Source organism: Salibacterium sp. K-3 (assembly GCF_054052005.1).
This window is the reverse complement of the sequence record NZ_JBSVZE010000001.1, coordinates 1857572-1875723: the sequence shown is the minus strand read 5'-3', so window position 1 is coordinate 1875723 and position 18152 is coordinate 1857572. Positions and strand designations below refer to the sequence as shown.

Below are 18152 nucleotides of genomic sequence, written 5' to 3'. Positions count from 1 at the left end.
GGGTATGACAGAGTTCATCACTGCAAGCGGCCTTTCTGCCGGGGCAACAGCACTGGGAGCCGTTCCGGCCATCATGTTTCGGAATACAACCCATCAGGCTAAAGATATGCTGCTTGCTTTCAGTGCGGGCATGATGATAGCAGCTTCCATGTTTGAATTAATACCGGAAAGCCTGAATCAGGGGGGATACGCTGCTGTTATCACGGGAATATTTCTCGGTATGCTCGTTCTCACTATGCTGGAACAGAATATTCCACATGAACATATTGAAAGAAACCATGAGACGCGAGGTTTCGGATTTCAACTGATGGAGCGAAAAGCTTTACTTATCATGACGGCGATCACCCTCCATAATATTCCAGAAGGATTATCTGTCGGAGTTAGTTATAACAGTGGAGTGGAGGGGCTCGGCCTCTTAATTGCACTGGCTATCGGCGTACAGAATGCACCAGAAGGATTTATTGTTGCTTTCTTTTTGGTACAGCAGGGAGTAAAAAAGGGAAATGCTTTTATCCTCGCGGCCTGTACGGGAATGATGGAATGGGCGGCCGCTTTCATGGGATATTGGCTTACAGCTTTTGCCAACCATCTTGTACCGATAGGGTTGGCTTTTGCGGCCGGATCCATGATTTATATCGTATATAAGGAGCTCATCCCGGAAAGTCATGGAGACGGGTTTGCCCTGAGCGCTACGTATTCATTTACCGGCGGTCTGTTATTAATGCTGGCGATGACGTGGTTTTTTTGAACGTACAGTACAGCTTTCCGGTCCACCCGTTAAAGGAGAAGAATAGCAATGAATAATAATAAATTGGAAAAAAGACTTGCTGTTGTTTGTCTGATCGTCGGTATACTGCTTCTGGTATCGTTGATACGAAGTGCTGTACAGTTTTTTTAACTGTCCTACTGAAAATATAATGAATAATGACGGCGGCACGCAGGGTTAAATGCAGCACTGCAGAAAGGGCATTGATAACCGCTTTCCAGATACATCCGTATAGACAGAGCGGTACCACAGCGGCCGCACAATACTGCAGCATGATCGAACTCACTTTGAGGCCATTTCTGCTGTGCTGAACCGCACAGTTCCAGGTGGCATTCATAACAGCAGTAGTACGACCGGCAGCAGTAACATTGAATGGCAATGATGTCATGGTGCTGATGATAATGGGTGCATCTTGTTTCACGATCCATTCCGATTCCGTGAACGTGGATTCCGCTTTTAATGATTTTCATAAAAAACCCCCCGAGGATACACAATAATTAAAGGTTTAATCATATAAAATCAGGGTATTATATTTGGAAATACAAAACAAGAACAAACGGAAAACGGCATCTTTTTTCAGTGGCAGGGAACAGGAACATTTTCAGAATGTACAAAGAGGCATTGACCTAATGAAAAAATTACATTATTATGTTAAATGTAGATACTTGCCGCCGTTTATTCTGTGACAAAAGTTAGAATTTTTGTTCAATTATTCGACAGCTACCCTTGTTTGTGCTATAGTACATGTGTGGAGCAGTGTTCAGAATATGCAGAATGCCCGGTTCATACGCAGATACATTCTGTGTAAAAGTAATATTTAAGGAGGGATATCATGCCTGTTAAAGAGAATCAGGAAACGCTGGTACGTACAAAGGCGAAAGAGCTCTGCAGCGCAATGGAGCTTAGAGGATGGGCAAGTACAAAGTTTGTACCGACTCCTCCTTATGGATATACACTGGTAAGCATGACGGGCTGCCGCGCGTGGTTTGGAAAACGGTGGGGCATGATCTGCGATGACATGGAAGATCATCTTAAAATTGTTCTGGATGTTCCCAGAGGCCGGGTAACAGAAGCAGGACTGAGCCAGAGGCTGGCACTCCCTGTAGCCGCTGAAAATGAGGGAATCAGTTCCGTTGAGATCATTGATAACAGGGACCGGGATACGATCGTTCTTTACCTGTACACAACAGAACTACAGAACCTGGAATTCCGCAGCAGTGAAATAATGGAACTGGTCAGTGATGTCCGCCGTTGGGCATGCCTGTAACACAAACCATGCGTCACCCTATACGGGTGCGCTTATTTTTTACAGCAGACAGAATGATACAGCACCAAATCGCCTTTTCTTTTTTCATCAAAAGAGTAGGAAACTGCTTTTATCCATGTTACAATAATTTAAACTTGATTTTTAGACAATAATTGAAAGACGGGGTGCGGAATGAAAGCGTATCGTCGCAAGTTTTTCTATTTAGGAATAAATAATGAAACATTGGAACCAATGAGCATGGACAGAATCAGACAGGCCGGGTTTGACCTGACCGTCAGCAAAAACGATCTTCCTTATTTAATCAGCTTCTGCAGGGAATGGCGCAGCTTTTTTGAGGAAGCGTCCCGGAATGTCCACCCGCTTTACCGTCCCTATATAGAGGAAGCAGCCTCCTTTTTTGATGAACAGGTCGAACAAATGACGTTGTGTACGGCCCCTCATCATGATTCTACGTCCTATATTCTTCCTTTTACGGACCTTGTGGCATCGTTAATGCTTGCCTATAATGCCTTTGATAAGGTATTGGAAGAATACGAAAATATGCCGGCTCATTTTGAAACAGCCTTAAAATACTACAGGCAGTTTGCGGTACAGTCAGATTCTGACAAATCGCAGTTCATCCTGAATCACCTGCCGGATCTTCGTTTAAGTGTGGAGTGACCATCCTCTGATGTAAATCAGGGGATTTTTTTTGAACATAATGCGAATGTCTTACGAAATAATCATTTACCCCCTCTATTCATTACTCCTTTCCTAAAAACAGGCTCTATATTGTAAGAAATTCTTCTCATCCTTTTTGTACGAATTATTTACTTTTTCCCGTAAATTTGGTAAGTTATCAATGTCTTTCCGCCTCAAGGGAGAAACCGACCTGGCGGGCGGATGATTATAAAAAGAGGAGTGAAACAATGAACTTTTTATGGGGTCTGATGGGTATTGCTTTTATTTTATTTCTCGCTTTTCTTATTTCCAACCGCAAAAAAGCAGTAAATCCGCGCACCGTACTTGGGGGACTGGGATTTCAAGTACTTTTTGCTTTTATTGTACTGCAGTGGGACCCGGGCCGGGACGGTCTGGAAGCATTGACAAGGGGCGTTCAGGCAGTTATTGACAACGCCTACGAAGGGATTGATTTCCTTGTAGGTGGTTTGCTCGACTTGGAGAACGTCGGCACTGTATTTGCTTTTGAAGTACTTCCTATCATTATTTTCTTTTCTTCTTTGATCGCTGTTCTTTATTACATCGGTGTGATGCAGTTATTAATCAAAATCATTGGCGGTTTTTTATCCTTTGTTCTCGGAACGAGCAAAGCGGAGTCGATGTCGGCGGCAGCAAACATTTTCGTCGGCCAGACCGAAGCGCCGCTTGTTGTGCGTCCTTATCTGGCTGATATGACCCGTTCGGAACTATTTGCCGTTATGACCGGAGGACTGGCGTCCGTAGCCGGTTCTGTGTTATTCGGTTATTCACAGCTCGGCATCCCGCTGAATTATCTGCTGGCGGCCAGTTTCATGGCAGCACCGGCCGGTTTGATTATGGCAAAAACAATGATGCCGGAAACAGAAGTATCTGCCACCAGTGACACGATCAAAATTGAAAAAGATACAGAATCACAGAATGTCATTGATGCAGCGGCCCGCGGAGCTTCGACCGGTGTACAGCTGGCTTTGAACGTCGGGGCGATGCTGCTGGCGTTCATCGGACTGATTGCCGTTATCAATTCTGTTTTCGGACTGGTTGGAAACGCGGTCGGGATTGAGAATTTAACACTGGAAATGATTCTCGGATACATTTTCGCTCCGGTTGCCTTTATGATCGGCGTGCCTTGGATGGAAGCTCTTCAGGCCGGTAGTTTCATCGGGCAGAAACTGGTCGTGAATGAATTTGTGGCGTATGCCAGTTTTGCTCCGGAAATTGAATCTTTCACCGAAAAATCTCAGGTTGTTATCACTTTTGCTCTATGCGGATTCGCAAACCTTTCCTCGATGGCGATTATCCTCGGAGGATTTGGATCTCTTGTGCCGGAAAGACGAAAAGAGCTGGCTCAACTTGGGTTAAAAGCAGTAGCCGCTGGTGCTCTTGCTTCCCTGCTCAGCGCCGCAATCGCCGGAATGTTTGTATAAAGAGATAATCGCAGCAGCACGTCCACAGGCGGCGCTGCTGCTTTCTTGTCAAGTGGCGGGGTTCCTGATATGCTTTTAGAAGAATGATAGGGGGAGAGGGGATAGACCATGGAGGAGCTCCATAATGAGGAAGAGATCAGAGCGGTATTTTTTCTTATTCATCAGCTTCGGCCGTATTTGAACGAGGAAAGCTACATACAGACGGTAAGGCGGATGCAGCAGGGCGGGTACCGCCTCTTTGCATGGAAGGACAATACGGAATATACAGCGGTGGCCGGTGTGAAATTCCAGGAGAATTTATATAACGGATACCACCTGTGGCTGGATGACTTTGTCACCGATGAAAGGAAGCGCTCTCAGGGAATTGGACAGCAGGCACTCTCCGATATTGAATCATTTGCCAAACGTCAAGGGGCACAGTACGTGGTTTTATCCTCCGGCCTGCAGCGCACCAACGCTCATTCGTTTTATGAAAGGAAAATGAACTATGTAAGAAAAAGCCTGGTGTTTGCTTCACCGGCTTTGGAATAAAAGGAGGTGTATCGCGTGATTCATTTAAACTGGACGGAAACAGAAACGATTAAACAATTGAAATGCAGGCATGCCGACGCAGAAAAGTACAAGGTGGATAACGTCCTGACCCCCGGTTCGGTATACGACGTGAAAAATGAAACGGAAGAGTTTTATTTTATCATCGATGATACAGGTAGAATCGGAGGTTTTAAAAAGGATTATTTTGATGAAGTGTAAAAGCGCAGTCCAGAGGAAACCAGCGATTTTCTATAGAACAGGCATTTTCCATCCGTAATAAAAAGGTTGATGTAGATGAGTATCTGGTACAAAATCAGTAGAATCTTCAAACCAAGAGAAGAAACCTCCGAAGACCCTAAATATCAGGAACTGAAAACGAGGTATTATGCCGCCGGTTTCACCCGGGTGTTCCGAGAAGCTGAAAAACTTCCGGAAACAGGCGGAAACATAAACAAATTGATTAAAAAAGATGAGGAGCGGGGGGAGCTGCTTCTGGAAGCCGGCAAAGGCAGAGACCGGTTTGATGTCATTATTACCATTGTCCAGACAGCCCCTAATGAAACCGCGGTAGACGTCGTATCTTCCGTCCGTAACAAATCCGGCGACTGGGGGAAAAATTATCCCCTTATTATGCATGTTCTTCAAAAACTGGATCAATCGTTTCCTTCGATCAAAAAGTAAAACAGAGGCAAAAGAGTCTGAGACAAAACTCTAAAATGAATGAAAAATTCCGAACGATTTCCTTAAGGAAATCGTTCGGAATTTTTGTTTTGCATTACGCACCGCTTCGTCAAAACACTTCGCTTTCCGTGGGCACGGCTCGATCCTCCTCGGAAGAAAAACCCTTCCTGCGGGGTATCGAGACTCGTGCTGCTCCCACAGGAGTCTACGTGTTTTGACTACGCTATAGGAGCGCTTCTTAACCTGGATTTTTAAATGTTCGGTTTTCACCAATGTTATTCCCTTTTGTCCCAGTCTCTTTTTTATATGATTGAAAGGCTGCAACACGGGGATAGATGGAATGTCCATTCACAAGAGACAAGCACTTAAAGACTCATTATATTAGAATAACAAAATAACGGAGAGTGTGTTTTATCGATATAATATTAAATGAGAGGTGTTTAGTATGACCCGTATGTTGTATAGTGGAACCAGGGAGCAGCAAAGGAGATGCGCATGAAAAACAGAAATAAAGATTCTCTGGATGAAATGTATGAAAAAGAGTATGAAGAACTTACTTATGAAGAATTTCAGGAAGCTCTGGAAGAAGAACCGGATCGGCATACGAAAGAGAAACGAAGACGGAAAAAGAAACATAAAGGCGTGAAATGGACGGCGGTCATTATTGCCGTCATGCTCGTTTTCCAGACGTCAGCGATGTTATTTGATACGTTCCGCCTCGATGTTCTTGATTTTCTGAAAACATCCTATCGCCTCTCCCAGAATGAAGAGATTCAGGAATGGAAAGAATCTGTCGTTACTATCCAGGGGGAGGGAAAATACCTTCGCAGCCAGGGCACCGGCTTCTTTATTTCAGAAGACGGACTTGCCTTAACCAATCACCATGTTATTGAAAACCAGGATGCCATCGGAGTCAGTACAGAGAACGGAAATATTTATGAAGGAGAACTGCTTGCAAGCGATCCGGAAAAAGACCTGGCCCTTCTCGATATCAAAGGAGAAGGATTTTCTCCACTGCCTCTTCAGGAAAACAATGATACTCCGGGAGATCACATCTATGTGATTGGAAACCCGCTCTCTTTTACTAAAATCGCAAATGAAGGAAATGTACTTGGAAATGAAAGAACTGGAATTGATGCCATGGGACTTTCCGCTCCGATTTACCGCGGAAACAGCGGAAGTCCGGTGATTACGGAAGAGGGGAAAGTCAGCGGAGTCGTATACGCTAAAAAGACCGGAGCAGGACCGGAGCAGGAAACTATAGGGCTCGCAGTCCCCGCTGAAGAAGTAGATGCATTTCTTAAAAAACATCTGGATTAAAAAGCTGTCTATCTTCCTTGAGATAGACAGCTTTTCTGTAAAAATTACTTTTTCTGAAGTTTTTGGTCTTCGATATATTCATCGTACGTTGTCTGTTTATCGATAAACCCGTCCGGGGTGAATTCAATGATCCGGTTGGCAATCGTCTGAATAAACTCATGGTCGTGAGAGGAAAACAGCACGGAACCATTAAAGTTAATCAGCCCCTTGTTCAGAGCAGTGATTGACTCGAGATCCAGATGGTTGGTTGGTTCATCCAGAATTAGTACGTTGGCGCCGCTCAGCATCATTCTGGAAAGCATGCAGCGTACTTTCTCCCCGCCGGACAGTACTTTTGCTTTCTTGAATACTTCCTCGCCGGAAAACAGCATTCTACCGAGAAAACTGCGGATAAACGTTTCGGTCTGGTCATTTGGGGAATACTGCCGGAGCCAGTCGACAAGATTCAAATCCACTTCCTCGAAGAATTCTGAGTTATCTTTCGGGAAATAGGAAATGGATGTCGTCAGCCCCCATTTATAGGATCCGCTGTCCGGTTCCATTTCGCCGGAGATGATTTTAAACAGAGTAGTTTTGGCAATTTCCTGATCTCCCACAAATGCCACTTTTTCATTTCCCCGCAACGTGAAGCTCACGTTGTCAAGAACCGTCACTCCGTCAATCGTTTTACTCAGATTTTCCACGGTCAACAGATCTTTACCGAGTTCACGATCCGGTTTGAACTGAATAAACGGATAACGCCTTGAGGAAGGCTTAATATCATCAAGTGTGATGTTATCGAGCATTTTCTTTCTTGATGTAGCCTGCCTTGACTTTGATTTGTTCGCACTGAAACGCTCAATAAACTCTTTCAGTTCCTTGATTTTCTCTTCCTTTTTCTTGTTTTCTTCTCTGGCCATTTTCTGGGCGAGCTGGCTGGATTCATACCAGAAATCATAGTTTCCGACATACAGCTCAATTTTGCCGTAATCAATATCAGCAATATGTGTACAGACCTGATTCAAAAAGTGACGGTCGTGGGAAACAACGATGACCGTGTTTTCAAAATTAATCAGAAATTCTTCCAGCCACTGTACTGCTGCAATGTCAAGGTTGTTGGTCGGCTCATCGAGCAGAAGAATGTCCGGAGTACCGAACAGAGCCTGGGCAAGCAGTACTTTCACTTTCTCCGACCCGGCCAGTTCCGACATTTTCCTGTCATGCAGTTCTTCGCCTACACCAAGGCCGCGGAGCAGCTGAGCAGCCTCTGTTTCGGCTTCATAACCGCCAAGTTCAGCGAATTCGCCTTCCAACTCCGCTGCTTTCATTCCATCTTCGTCGGAAAAATCCGGTTTCATGTAAATCGCGTCTTTTTCCTGCATCACTTCGTGAAGCCGGGCGTGTCCCATGATGACAACATCCATGACCCGCTCTGATTCATAGGCGAATTGATCCTGTTTCAAAACGGCGAGTCTCTTGCCGTTTTCCATATGAACGTGGCCGCCCGTGGAGTCAATTTCACCTGATAATATTTTTAAAAACGTTGATTTCCCGGCTCCATTGGCACCGATAATCCCGTAGCAGTTGCCGGGGGTGAACTTGATGTTCACGTCTTCAAACAGTTTTTTATCTCCAAAACGGAGTTCTACATTTTGACAACTGATCATCTGCATACATCCTTTTCATTAAGCTACCTGTTATGATAACACATTTTTACCGGTGAACACGAAGGACAGACGAGCAAAGACTTTTCTTTTTCGATTCAAAGTTTTGACAAGCAGCAAGGTGAGCTATAGAATATAATAGGCTGTCGAAACTGAAAAGTTCTAAAATGACTTTGTGGTCACTTCGGATAGAAAGGAAGAAGCAGATATATGGAAAAACATGAAGTGATTATACAAACTGCGCTGCAGATGTTTTCCGAAAAAGGATACTTTTCCACCTCGGTACAGGAAATCGTCTCCTCCTGCGGCATATCCAAAGGAAGCTTTTACAACTATTTTGCCTCCAAGGAAGACCTGTTAATTGAAGTGTTCCGTTACAATCATGAGCAGCTCTTGAAAAAGGCAAAGAGCGTCCACCTGGACGGCACGATCTCCGCAAAACAGCAGTTAATAAATATGATCAGTATGGAACTTGAAGATATCGCGGATAACCGGGAATTTTTTCTGCTTCTGCAGAGAGTGGTTCCGATGCAGGAATACCAAAAACTTCTTCCGCTCATGAAAAAAACAAAAGCAGCCATGATCAACCTGCATAAAGACTGGCTTTTGCACGTATACGGGGATAGGGTCCGAAACCAGATCTGGGACCACGTATTATTTCTCCACGGAGCGATGAAAGAATATATCGGTCTTGTGAAGGAAAACAATACTCATGCTGATCCCGAGGTCTTTGCCCGGGGTATTACGGCCAAACTGGATATCCTGGTGGAATACGGCCGGGAACTCGACCCCATTTTAACGGATGAGTGGATGAGCGAATATGAAGAGATCGCAAGGCACCCGGAAAAGAAAACAAAGGAAGAAGAAAGGGATGAACAGCTGGCTCTTCTCCATGCCGGGATCCAAAAAATGCCGGAAGATAATAAGAAGACAGAGGAACTGGTCAATGCTGCAGGGCTTCTGGAAGAGGAATGGAGAAAACAGGAGCCCCGGCTCTTTCTTATAAGAGCGCTTCTCGATTTTCTGACCCGGCCCGGCCTCGAACAGCACATCGAAAAACTGAAGAATCTTCACGAACAAGAATGTAGAAAAGAAGGCAGATAAGATGACAAATGAACACAAAGACAATCAGCAGCAGGGCATGAAAAAAATTCCCATTATGGCGGTTCTTCTTGTAGGGGCATTCGTAGCCATTCTCAATCAGACACTGCTTGCTACGGCGCTGCCTCCTATCATGGAAGATTTGAATATTACCGAAAGTACGGCACAGTGGCTGACGACGATTTTCATGCTGGTGAACGGCATTATGATTCCCGTCACCGCATTTTTAATTGAAACATTCACCACCCGGCGTCTTTTTATTACAGCGATTTCCACTTTTGCGGTTGGAACGTTAATCTGCGCACTCGCGCCGAACTTTACTATCTTAATGGCAGGCAGAATCGTCCAGGCTGCTGCAGCCGGTATTATGATGCCGTTAATGCAGACGGTTGTGCTGCTTATCTTTCCGATCGAGAAACGAGGCCAGGCAATGGGTTTTCTTGGGCTTGTTATTGCTTTTGCCCCTGCGATCGGGCCTACACTGTCAGGATTCATGGTAGACCATTTCCACTGGCGGACGTTGTTTTATATCGTGTTCCCGATAGCTTTCCTTGATATTATTGCTGCTTACTTCGTCCTGAAAAATGTGACCGAACGGCATTTTCCAAAAGTCGATGTCCTCTCCATTATCCTTTCCACACTTGGATTTGGCGGTATTCTGTATGGATTCAGCACAGCCGGCAATAATGGATGGGGCAGTCCAGAGGTCATTATATCGATGACCGTTGGTGCTGCAGCCTTACTTCTGTTCGGGCGCAGACAGCTGCAGCTTGAGGAGCCGATTCTTGAAATAAGGGTGCTTCGCTACGGCATGTTTACCCTTACCACCGCAGTCGGAATGCTCGTTTTCATGGCGATGGTTGGAGCAGCCACCGTACTTCCGATCTACATGCAGAATTTCCGCGATTTCAGTGCGACAGAGTCCGGATTGATGATGCTTCCCGGTGCGGTTTTAATGGGGATGATGTCACCGATCACCGGCCGCATTTTTGACAAGGTGGGGGCTAAATGGCTCGCCATTACCGGCCTGTTTCTCGTGACGTTATCCAACGTGATGTATACGTTTCTGTCCACCGAGACTACGTTTGCCTACATGACCATCTTTTATGCGATGAGAATGTTCGGGGTAGCCATGGTGATGATGCCGGTTACCACTGCCGGACTTAATGTGCTGCCGCGTCACTTGATCCCGCATGGAACAGCAATGAACAATACGCTGCGACAGGTTGCAGGTTCGATTGGAACCGCCCTTCTTGTCACCGTGATGACCACAGCCTCCCTGAATGAAGGAGGGGGCGCGCCGAATGTAGAAGGATTGATCCACGGGGTCAACATCGCATTCTGGGTCGCATCCGTACTCGGAGCTTTCGGTTTTGTACTCAGTTTCTTTATTAAGCAGAAAACTGCCTCCGACTACGAATAAAAAGAGACCGGTCCTTTACGGGGACCGGTCTCTTTTTATTCATCCATCTGCAGGTCGGGCGTTTTTCGACTGAAAAATCTGGTGAGAATCATCAGATAAATGAAGCCTGCCGCAGCCCATACGGTTCCCAGTATCAATGCGTTCTTATCAAGATTGATAAACAGAGCAATATCAAGGACAGCTCCGATGAGCGGAATAATAAGGTACAGGATGATTTGTTTTCCGCTTCGCTGTTTCTGTTTTATAAAGTAGTGAGCAATAACCGACACATTGACAAAAGTGAATGTCGCAAAGGCGCCAAAATTAATAAAGGAAGTCGAAGTCGTAATATCAAGAAATAAGGAAAGCAGCCCGACCAGCCCTACAATCAGCAGGTTCAGAACCGGAGCTCTTGAAAAAGAACTGATGAACCCAAATATGCGTCTTGGCAGGACACCGTCCCGGCCCATCGCATAAAGCAGACGGGCCGCGCTTGTCTGCGCCGATAACCCTGAAGCAAACTGGGCCAAAATCAGTCCGGCAAGAAAAATCGCACTGAATAGATTGCCGCCGATCTGTTTTGCAATTTCATACGCAGCAGAGTCCGAATTCGCAAACTGACTGAAATCCGGATACACAAGATGAAGAAAATAAGAAGCTGCCATAAAAATGCCGCCGCCGATTAATGTAATCAAGAGAATCGCTCTCGGCAGGGTTTTTTTCGGCTCCACCGTTTCTTCTGACAATGTGGTCACCGCATCAAACCCTAAAAAGGAGTAACAGGCGATTGAAGCGCCCGCAAGCACAAGAGGGAACTCCGCATCCTGTCCCAGAAATGGTGTGAACGTGAATATCGTACCGGTTCCCATGCCCTGGACCAGGTTCACGATGCACAGCAGAATAAACAAGGCTACGACAAGAAGCTGAAAAATCATCATTAACAGATTGACCTTCGTCGTCATCGTAATACCGATTAAGTTAACCGTTGTTGTGACTACGATAAACAATAAAATCCAAACCCAGACAGGCACGGCAGGGAAAGCTGTGTTTAAATAAACTCCTCCGATCAGCCAGATCACCATCGGGAGAAACAGATAATCTAACAGAACGGACCAGCCGACCATAAAACCCAAAGGGGAACTGATCGATTTTCTCGTGTAGGAATAGGCAGATCCCGAAACCGGAAACGCCTGAACCATCCTTCCGTAGCTGTAAGCTGTAAACAGCATGGCGATCATCGCAACAAGATAAGCGGAGGGAACAAAACCCTGAGTCGTATCGGCAAGCACACCGTAGGTGCCAAATACTATCATCGGCGTCATATAAGCGAGTCCGAACAAGACGACCTGGTACAATGTAAGTGTTCGTTTGAGCGTTGGTTCAGCCATCATATCTACCTTCTTTCTCCTGATTTTTCATCCATTCATCCAGTTCTCTGTAAATATCCGGATTAATATTGGCCGTGTAGTTCAGTTTCTCATCTGCTGTTTCACCTATTGGAATATCAACAGTAAAAAGCCCTGTCTCTTTCCCGGCATCCAGCAGCACGTCCCCCTTATTGTCTACAGCCCTGCTTTCGCCGAAAAATGCCAGAGACCCTTCTTGGCCGAGCCGGTTGCACACGATCACCGGTATTTCATTTTCCATAGCTCGGCTTTTCAGATAAATATCCTGATACGTTTCATACGGTTCCATGTTTGCTGTGGATATCAGAATCATGTCTGCTCCTTTTAACCGGAGAAGGCGGGAAACTTCGGGAAATTCCAGGTCATAACAAATCATCATTCCGATGTTTCCATATGGTGTGTCGAACACTGGATACGTTTTACCTTTTTTGAAATAGCGTTTCTCCTCGTCAAACAGATGCGATTTCCGGTAATGGCCGCGGATGTTTCCTTCTGCATCAATAAAAAGCGTACAGATGTAATACGATTCCCCGTCATTTTCCGGGAAGGAAATAACAGCTCCTGTTCCCATTTCCCGGCAGGAAGCGCATATGGACTGTACTGTATTTCCTTCTACTGCCTCAGCATAGAGCCCCGTATCTTCTTCAAGCAGATAGCCGGTTAAAGACATTTCCGGAAAGAGCACGAGATCAGATTGCTGACCACGGGCTTCCTGCAAATACTGCCTGATTGTTAATATGTTCTGCTCTACATCTTTCCATTGAGGCGTGAACTGCGCCAAAGATAGTCGTACCATACACTTCACCCTTTCTGCTCTGCATATAATGCAAATCGTGTGCCAATCAAGAAAAGCTTGATTATTCCGTCTATTTCTCCTATCCTTACATGTAAAGATGATATATTTCATCTAATGATCGGTAAAATCCACATATTTAATGATTTATATCACGTAATGATGATATTTTTCATCTAAACGAAAGGGGAAAATCATGCACGCCCAGTCCCAGCTTCTTGTTTTAACGGATCAGGAAGAAAACATCCTGGAAGTGAAAGGGGAGGAAAAGGATGTATTTCGCTGTTCCAAGCCGATTTTAACAGCAGGACATACGCTCCGTAATATAAAGTGGCACGAAGTTCTGACCGATACGCTCCATTTCGACCACTCCTTTCAATCACTGGAAACAATAAACGGAGAAACCATTTATGTCTGCCGCTATGAACTTCATTCAAATCCTTATACCATCTACCTGTTTCATAACTTTTCTCCCGGACTTAAAGAAGAGGAAACGGATTTTATTGTACAGTCCCCTGCTATGACACGTATTTTAACTATTATTAATAACGTGTCTGACGTAGATTCCACGGTACTGCTGCTCGGCGAATCAGGGGTGGGTAAAAGTGCTGCAGCCGAACTGATTCATAAAAAAAGCAGCCGCAGAAACGGTCCGTTTTTAACGGTGAACTGCGGAGCCCTGCCCGAAAATTTAATCGAATCGGAACTTTTCGGATATGAACCCGGTGCGTTTACCGGGGGCAGAAGCAAAGGGAAGGAAGGGCTGTTCGAAGCCGCACGCGGCGGAACGATCTTTCTTGACGAAATTGCGGAGCTTCCATACTTTATGCAGTCCAAACTGCTGGATGTCGTTCAGGAAAACAAAATCCGGAAAGTCGGTGGTATCCGGGAGAGAGAGATCAACGTGCGGATTGTCGCAGCCACTAATAAAAATCTCACCCGCCTCGTAGAAAAAGGAGCATTCCGGGAAGATTTATATTACCGATTAAATGTCGTACCGTTAACCCTCCCTCCTCTTCGTGAAAGAAAGGAAGATATTCCTCAGCTTGTAACACAGCTTGTGGACATGTTTAATCAAAAATACGGGCGTTCCGTTTCCGTACCGGATGGGGTAAAGGAGCAGTTCCTGGAACGAAGATGGCCGGGTAATATCCGCGAACTTGCAAATACAATTGAGCGGATGATCGTAACAAATGGTACATTTCTGCAGGAGAACAGCGGTTCCGAAAGCCCCGGCTATGATACGGAGACAGAAGAACACTCTTATCCTTCATTGAAAGAGGTAAAAGAGAAGGCAGAAAAAGAATTGATTCTGAAAGTATACAGAACCTATGAGAATACGTATAAGACCGCTAAGGCTTTAGGAGTGGATCAATCCACCATTTCAAAGAAAATCAAAAAATATATTCAATCTGAATAAGTAGAGGAGGACCGCGAGGATGGGGGACAAACACTTTTTCGTAGCGCTTGCTCAAATACGCTGCGAACTTCTGGATAAGGAAAAGAACCTGAAACGCATGGTGGATGCGATGGAACGCGCCAAACAGAAGGGGGCGGATTACATTGTGTTTCCCGAACTGTTTTTAAGCGGATATGTCATGAATGACAGTTTGATGGATCTGGCGGAATCTTTGGAAGGACCAAGCCTGTCTGTTTTAAAAGATACCGCCGCTTCGATGGCTTTAGGTGTCATCGCAGGATTTCCCGAAAAAAATGGAGATAAACTTTACAACGCAGCTGTCTATATCAGCAAAGATGGTACAATAGAGAACGTCTACCGTAAAACCCACCTTTTTTATGAAGAACGAAAATATTTTCATGCCGGATCAGACTGTCCGGTGATTCAACTCCCGGAAGGCAGGGCCGGTATGCTTATTACGTATGACATGGAATTTCCGGAAATGCCGAGACGGCTTGCCCATGCAGGAGCTCAAGTCCTTTTTGTGCTTGCCGCAAATATGACCCCTTATCAAAAATATCAGGACACCTACCTGCATGCGCGCGCGATGGAAAATCACATATTTACGGCTGCGTCCAATAAGGTGGGACTCCATGTGGAAAATATTTTTTTCGGTGAAAGCCAGGCTGTTCATCCAGCCGGTCATTCTCTTTATAAAGCGGGTCATAATGAAGAACTTCCTGTCATTCCTATTGATCTGAATGATACCGCTGCTGCACGTGGAAGACTGGATTACTTCCAGCACAGGCGTCCTGACATTTACTTAACCTAGATCCCACATTTCATCGAGGAGGAGATACCGTGCCGGAAAAACTGAATAGCAGAAAAATAATGATCGCCGCTTCCAGAAAAACCGAAGAAATGACGGCATTGATTGAAAAGCAGGGAGGAAAAGCGGTCGTCTGTCCCCTGCAGGGAACGACATTTCCAGCGGAAGACGAGGTACAGACGGTGCTGCGGAGTGTGATGGAAAAAAAGCCGGACTGGTTTATTTTTATGACAGGAATGGGGACAAACAGTTTGTTTGATGCCGCAGAAAAAACAGGGGAAAGAGAGGCTTTTGTCACCACCGTGAAAAGGGCGGACGTAGCAGCAAGAGGATATAAAACGGCTTCCGCCCTGAAACAGATACAACTTGTGCCGGACGCGCGCGATGATGATGGCACCATAGACGGGCTGATACGATCCCTGGAACCGATCGATTTTCAGAATAAAACGATAGCGGTTCAGCTGCACGGCATCGCATCGCCTAAACTGAACACGTTTCTTTATGACAGGGGGGCGGCTGACATCGTGGAACTATACCCTTACAAATATGCCGCACCGGAAGAAGCTGTCCTCGATACTGCGCTGAAGAACATTCTCGCATCGTCTTATGACGCGGTTTGTTTTACGACACAAATGCAGGTTCATTCCTTATTTCGATACGCCAGAGAACACCAAAAAGAAAAGGAACTGGCCGAAAGGCTGATGACCTCCACAGCTGCGGCAACCGTTGGAAAAGTGACAGCGGAAGCGCTGCGGGAAGAAGGAGTAACAAGAATTGTTGCTCCTGAAAACGAGCGGATGGGAGCGATGATCATGGAACTTGGAGTCTTCTATTCCTGAGAAAGGTGCCAGTCCGTCTGCCTGTTAATATTAATAAATGCCGGTTCACTGTCAGAAAAAGAAAGATAGGATGGCCGGATCTCGTCCAGAAGCGCCCGCATGCTTCGCTCCCCGCTTTGCAGAAGACGCTCTGCCTGTGCATATACGCGGCGGTGGTACATACCGTGGACAGGATGAATGCGGCCTCCTGAAACTGGTATCAGGGCGTCAGAGACGGTCATCGTGTGCGCGGCCTGCCGCAGCATACGCGTCACAAATCCGGTATGGACAGAGGGAACATCAGCAGGCAGCATAAAGATGCATTCAAACGTTGTGAGCATCTGCATCGAGCTGGAAAGGGCGTACAACGGGCCCTGATGCTCTTCTTTTTCGATGAGAATACGTTCCACCGGTTCACGGAAGACGGGGGCAAGCCTTTTGTTAGTTAACAGATACGCGGGCAGTTCCGCATCCAAAAAGGAATGCAGACTCCGTTCATACAGGTACTGCCCTTGAAAGGTTTCAAAGACCTTCTGCGTACCGTAACGAGACGATTTCCCGCCGCACAGTACAACACCGGCTGTTTTCATGCTCCCACGCTCCTCAAATGCTCCATTTTCTCAATATAAACAACAGACAGAAAGAAAGGACGACCACTGACGTGACCCATGCCCATGCCAGCGCCATTTGATTTGCTTCCATTGCTGTAAATACGGCAATCGGCACTGTTTGTGTGATACCGGGCAGATTTCCTGCAAACATGAATGTCGCCCCGAATTCACCGAGTGCTCTCGTAAAACTGAGAATAATGCCGGAGATAACAGCACGGAAACTGAGCGGCAGCGAAATATAAAGAAATACCTTCCATTCATTGGCGCCGTCGGTCCGCGCCGCATGTTCTATGTTTTCATCCACCTGCTGGAGGCCGGTTTTCACAGATTGATACATAAACGGAAAAGCTACAACGGCTGCTGCCAGTACCGCAGCCCACCACGTGAACATGAGGGACTGATGAAACAGCGTTTCGAATACACGCCCGATGGCATGCTGGTTTCCAAAAATAATAATAAGCAGAAACCCTGTTACTGTCGGGGGGAGGACCGTTGGCAGCAGAAACAGCGTTTCAATGAACGTTTTTCCAAAGAACGTTCTGCCCTTCATAAATCCGGCCGCAGCAATGCCTCCCAGTAATACAACAACCAGCGCGGCAGCTGCGGTTTGAAGGGAGAGAAGAACAGGCTCCCAGAATGAAACCGTGTATATCATTACTCGATCGTCTCCGTTTCGAACCCATACTCTGAGACAATATCCGGTAACTTACTGCCTCTCAGAAAATCGAGAAGCTTCTGCGCTTCCTTTTTATGTTTCGTACCCGTTATCACGCCTGCCGGATAAATAATCGGCGAATGGGCGTCCTGACTTATTTCTTTCACGACCTTCACTTTATCGGACTCCAGAGCATCCGTTTTGTAAACAAAACCCGCATCTACATTTCCATTCTCCACATAAGTTAAAACCTGCCGGACATTTTTCGCCTGCACAAGCTGATCCTTCATCTGATTCCATATCCCATGGTATTGTAATGCTTCTTTAGCATAAGCTCCGGCTGGAACACTTTCCGGAACCCCCACAGCAGTTTTCCAGCTTCCGGATTCCAACTCCTGTATGGTGGTAATGGAAGAATCAGCTCCTTCCGGTGTAATAAGCACAAGCCGGTTTTTCATGATGTTTTGTGTATCCGATTCCGTCATTTTATTCCTTTGGATTAAATCCTCCACCTGCTCGGTAGAAGCAGATATGAACACATCAACCGGCGCCCCCTGATCGATCTGCTGTTTCAGGGATCCCGACGAGCCAAAATGAAACGTTATATCCATATCCGGATGTTCGTCGGTAAACGCTTCTTCCACTTCCTTCATCACGTCCTGAAGACTGCTCGCTGCCGCCACCACTAATTCGGTCTGACCCTCTCCCTGTGCCGGTTCTCCGGACCGGCAGGCGGTAAGCATCAGCAGGATTGCCGGCAGAAGGAAAGCATGCCGTAATATTTGTCTACCAGTCAATAATGAGCCT

The 18152-nt window shown here is 46.0% G+C and carries 20 protein-coding genes; 13 read left to right on the top strand and 7 right to left on the bottom strand.

The genetic code is table 11. The annotated features are described in order from the left end of the window. The first annotated feature begins 4 nt into the window (after window positions 1–4). Window positions 5–748, top strand: a complete 744-nt coding sequence (locus tag ACW9JV_RS09330; protein ID WP_457333570.1) for a ZIP family metal transporter — start codon at window positions 5–7, stop codon at window positions 746–748. Window positions 749–903: 155 nt separating this feature from the next. On the opposite strand, the gene ACW9JV_RS09325 is transcribed toward ACW9JV_RS09330, so the two are convergent. Next, window positions 904–1236 carry a CHY zinc finger protein gene (locus ACW9JV_RS09325; protein ID WP_457333568.1) on the bottom strand — a complete coding sequence of 111 codons (333 nt, stop codon included), beginning with the start codon at window positions 1234–1236 and terminating at the stop codon, window positions 904–906. Between the two features lie 362 nt (window positions 1237–1598). On the opposite strand from ACW9JV_RS09325, the gene ACW9JV_RS09320 reads away from it, so the two are divergent. The 7 genes from ACW9JV_RS09320 to ACW9JV_RS09290 all read left to right on the top strand — a co-directional run bounded on the left by ACW9JV_RS09320 (window position 1599) and on the right by ACW9JV_RS09290 (window position 6688). Next, a complete protein-coding gene (locus tag ACW9JV_RS09320; RefSeq protein ID WP_457333566.1) occupies window positions 1599–2033 on the top strand; it encodes a hypothetical protein in 435 nt (144 codons plus the stop codon). Between the two features lie 171 nt (window positions 2034–2204). Beyond that, a complete protein-coding gene (locus ACW9JV_RS09315; RefSeq protein WP_457333564.1) occupies window positions 2205–2693 on the top strand; it encodes a hypothetical protein in 489 nt (162 codons plus the stop codon). Window positions 2694–2941: 248 nt separating this feature from the next. Next, window positions 2942–4156, top strand: coding sequence for a NupC/NupG family nucleoside CNT transporter (locus ACW9JV_RS09310; RefSeq protein ID WP_457333562.1), 1215 nt, complete (start codon window positions 2942–2944; stop codon window positions 4154–4156). Between the two features lie 108 nt (window positions 4157–4264). Next, window positions 4265–4687 carry a GNAT family N-acetyltransferase gene (locus ACW9JV_RS09305; RefSeq protein WP_457333560.1) on the top strand — a complete coding sequence of 141 codons (423 nt, stop codon included), beginning with the start codon at window positions 4265–4267 and terminating at the stop codon, window positions 4685–4687. A gap of 15 nt (window positions 4688–4702) precedes the next feature. Then, entirely contained in the window at window positions 4703–4906 is a 204-nt protein-coding gene (locus ACW9JV_RS09300) for a DUF6501 family protein (protein WP_457333558.1), read from the top strand. A 75-nt stretch (window positions 4907–4981) separates the two neighbouring features. Continuing rightward, window positions 4982–5368 (top strand): hypothetical protein, encoded by a 387-nt coding sequence (locus tag ACW9JV_RS09295; protein ID WP_457333556.1) that lies wholly within the window; start codon window positions 4982–4984, stop codon window positions 5366–5368. Between the two features lie 495 nt (window positions 5369–5863). Continuing rightward, entirely contained in the window at window positions 5864–6688 is an 825-nt protein-coding gene (locus ACW9JV_RS09290) for a S1C family serine protease (protein WP_457333553.1), read from the top strand. Between the two features lie 44 nt (window positions 6689–6732). Here the strand turns inward: ACW9JV_RS09290 and ACW9JV_RS09285 are convergent, their stop codons facing one another. Further along, window positions 6733–8334, bottom strand: coding sequence for an ABC-F family ATP-binding cassette domain-containing protein (locus ACW9JV_RS09285; RefSeq protein WP_457333551.1), 1602 nt, complete (start codon window positions 8332–8334; stop codon window positions 6733–6735). Window positions 8335–8541: 207 nt separating this feature from the next. On the opposite strand from ACW9JV_RS09285, the gene ACW9JV_RS09280 reads away from it, so the two are divergent. Together ACW9JV_RS09280 and ACW9JV_RS09275 are read left to right on the top strand one after the other, a co-directional pair. Next, window positions 8542–9435, top strand: coding sequence for a TetR/AcrR family transcriptional regulator (locus ACW9JV_RS09280; protein ID WP_457333549.1), 894 nt, complete (start codon window positions 8542–8544; stop codon window positions 9433–9435). A 1-nt stretch (window position 9436) separates the two neighbouring features. Beyond that, window positions 9437–10855 (top strand): MDR family MFS transporter, encoded by a 1419-nt coding sequence (locus ACW9JV_RS09275; protein ID WP_457333547.1) that lies wholly within the window; start codon window positions 9437–9439, stop codon window positions 10853–10855. A 35-nt stretch (window positions 10856–10890) separates the two neighbouring features. Here the strand turns inward: ACW9JV_RS09275 and ACW9JV_RS09270 are convergent, their stop codons facing one another. Continuing rightward, complete coding sequence (locus tag ACW9JV_RS09270; protein WP_457333545.1) at window positions 10891–12225, bottom strand: APC family permease; 1335 nt, start codon at window positions 12223–12225, stop codon at window positions 10891–10893. Further along, on the bottom strand, window positions 12215–13036 hold the full coding sequence (locus ACW9JV_RS09265; RefSeq protein WP_457333543.1) for a carbon-nitrogen hydrolase family protein: 822 nt from the start codon (window positions 13034–13036) through the stop codon (window positions 12215–12217). Before ACW9JV_RS09265 ends, ACW9JV_RS09270 begins: the two co-directional genes overlap by 11 nt. 193 nt (window positions 13037–13229) lie before the next feature. Here ACW9JV_RS09265 and ACW9JV_RS09260 point away from each other — a divergent pair, with 193 nt between their 5' ends. The 3 genes from ACW9JV_RS09260 to ACW9JV_RS09250 are packed head-to-tail and all read left to right on the top strand — an operon-like array spanning window position 13230 to window position 16100. Beyond that, window positions 13230–14453 (top strand): sigma-54 interaction domain-containing protein, encoded by a 1224-nt coding sequence (locus tag ACW9JV_RS09260; RefSeq protein ID WP_457333541.1) that lies wholly within the window; start codon window positions 13230–13232, stop codon window positions 14451–14453. A gap of 19 nt (window positions 14454–14472) precedes the next feature. Next, window positions 14473–15264 (top strand): carbon-nitrogen hydrolase family protein, encoded by a 792-nt coding sequence (locus ACW9JV_RS09255; protein WP_457333539.1) that lies wholly within the window; start codon window positions 14473–14475, stop codon window positions 15262–15264. Window positions 15265–15293: 29 nt separating this feature from the next. Continuing rightward, window positions 15294–16100, top strand: coding sequence for a uroporphyrinogen-III synthase (locus tag ACW9JV_RS09250; protein WP_457333537.1), 807 nt, complete (start codon window positions 15294–15296; stop codon window positions 16098–16100). Here the strand turns inward: ACW9JV_RS09250 and mobA are convergent. From mobA to modA, 3 genes are read right to left on the bottom strand one after another with little or no spacing between them, the layout of a single operon-like run. After that, window positions 16091–16669 carry a molybdenum cofactor guanylyltransferase gene (gene mobA, locus ACW9JV_RS09245; RefSeq protein WP_457333535.1) on the bottom strand — a complete coding sequence of 193 codons (579 nt, stop codon included), beginning with the start codon at window positions 16667–16669 and terminating at the stop codon, window positions 16091–16093. The genes ACW9JV_RS09250 and mobA overlap by 10 nt on opposite strands. A gap of 13 nt (window positions 16670–16682) precedes the next feature. Further along, window positions 16683–17345, bottom strand: a complete 663-nt coding sequence (gene modB, locus ACW9JV_RS09240; protein ID WP_457333533.1) for a molybdate ABC transporter permease subunit — start codon at window positions 17343–17345, stop codon at window positions 16683–16685. Next, window positions 17345–18142 (bottom strand): molybdate ABC transporter substrate-binding protein, encoded by a 798-nt coding sequence (gene modA, locus ACW9JV_RS09235; RefSeq protein WP_457333531.1) that lies wholly within the window; start codon window positions 18140–18142, stop codon window positions 17345–17347. The genes modB and modA overlap by 1 nt, the downstream gene beginning before the upstream one ends. Window positions 18143–18152 lie beyond the last annotated feature (10 nt).

Excerpts from the sequence above, each read along its gene's own strand:
- ACW9JV_RS09295 (WP_457333556.1), top strand. The coding sequence starts at position 4,982 with ATGAGTATCTGGTACAAAATCAGTAGAATCTTCAAACCAAGAGAAGAA.
- ACW9JV_RS09260 (WP_457333541.1), top strand. The coding sequence starts at position 13,230 with ATGCACGCCCAGTCCCAGCTTCTTGTTTTAACGGATCAGGAAGAAAAC.
- ACW9JV_RS09290 (WP_457333553.1), top strand. The coding sequence starts at position 5,864 with ATGAAAAACAGAAATAAAGATTCTCTGGATGAAATGTATGAAAAAGAG.
- ACW9JV_RS09320 (WP_457333566.1), top strand. The coding sequence starts at position 1,599 with ATGCCTGTTAAAGAGAATCAGGAAACGCTGGTACGTACAAAGGCGAAA.
- ACW9JV_RS09315 (WP_457333564.1), top strand. The coding sequence starts at position 2,205 with ATGAAAGCGTATCGTCGCAAGTTTTTCTATTTAGGAATAAATAATGAA.
- mobA (WP_457333535.1), bottom strand. The coding sequence starts at position 16,669 with ATGAAAACAGCCGGTGTTGTACTGTGCGGCGGGAAATCGTCTCGTTAC.
- ACW9JV_RS09310 (WP_457333562.1), top strand. The coding sequence starts at position 2,942 with ATGAACTTTTTATGGGGTCTGATGGGTATTGCTTTTATTTTATTTCTC.
- modB (WP_457333533.1), bottom strand. The coding sequence starts at position 17,345 with ATGATATACACGGTTTCATTCTGGGAGCCTGTTCTTCTCTCCCTTCAA.
- ACW9JV_RS09265 (WP_457333543.1), bottom strand. The coding sequence starts at position 13,036 with ATGGTACGACTATCTTTGGCGCAGTTCACGCCTCAATGGAAAGATGTA.
- ACW9JV_RS09280 (WP_457333549.1), top strand. The coding sequence starts at position 8,542 with ATGGAAAAACATGAAGTGATTATACAAACTGCGCTGCAGATGTTTTCC.
- ACW9JV_RS09285 (WP_457333551.1), bottom strand. The coding sequence starts at position 8,334 with ATGATCAGTTGTCAAAATGTAGAACTCCGTTTTGGAGATAAAAAACTG.
- ACW9JV_RS09270 (WP_457333545.1), bottom strand. The coding sequence starts at position 12,225 with ATGATGGCTGAACCAACGCTCAAACGAACACTTACATTGTACCAGGTC.
- ACW9JV_RS09325 (WP_457333568.1), bottom strand. The coding sequence starts at position 1,236 with ATGAAAATCATTAAAAGCGGAATCCACGTTCACGGAATCGGAATGGAT.
- ACW9JV_RS09255 (WP_457333539.1), top strand. The coding sequence starts at position 14,473 with ATGGGGGACAAACACTTTTTCGTAGCGCTTGCTCAAATACGCTGCGAA.
- ACW9JV_RS09305 (WP_457333560.1), top strand. The coding sequence starts at position 4,265 with ATGGAGGAGCTCCATAATGAGGAAGAGATCAGAGCGGTATTTTTTCTT.
- ACW9JV_RS09275 (WP_457333547.1), top strand. The coding sequence starts at position 9,437 with ATGACAAATGAACACAAAGACAATCAGCAGCAGGGCATGAAAAAAATT.
- ACW9JV_RS09330 (WP_457333570.1), top strand. The coding sequence starts at position 5 with ATGACAGAGTTCATCACTGCAAGCGGCCTTTCTGCCGGGGCAACAGCA.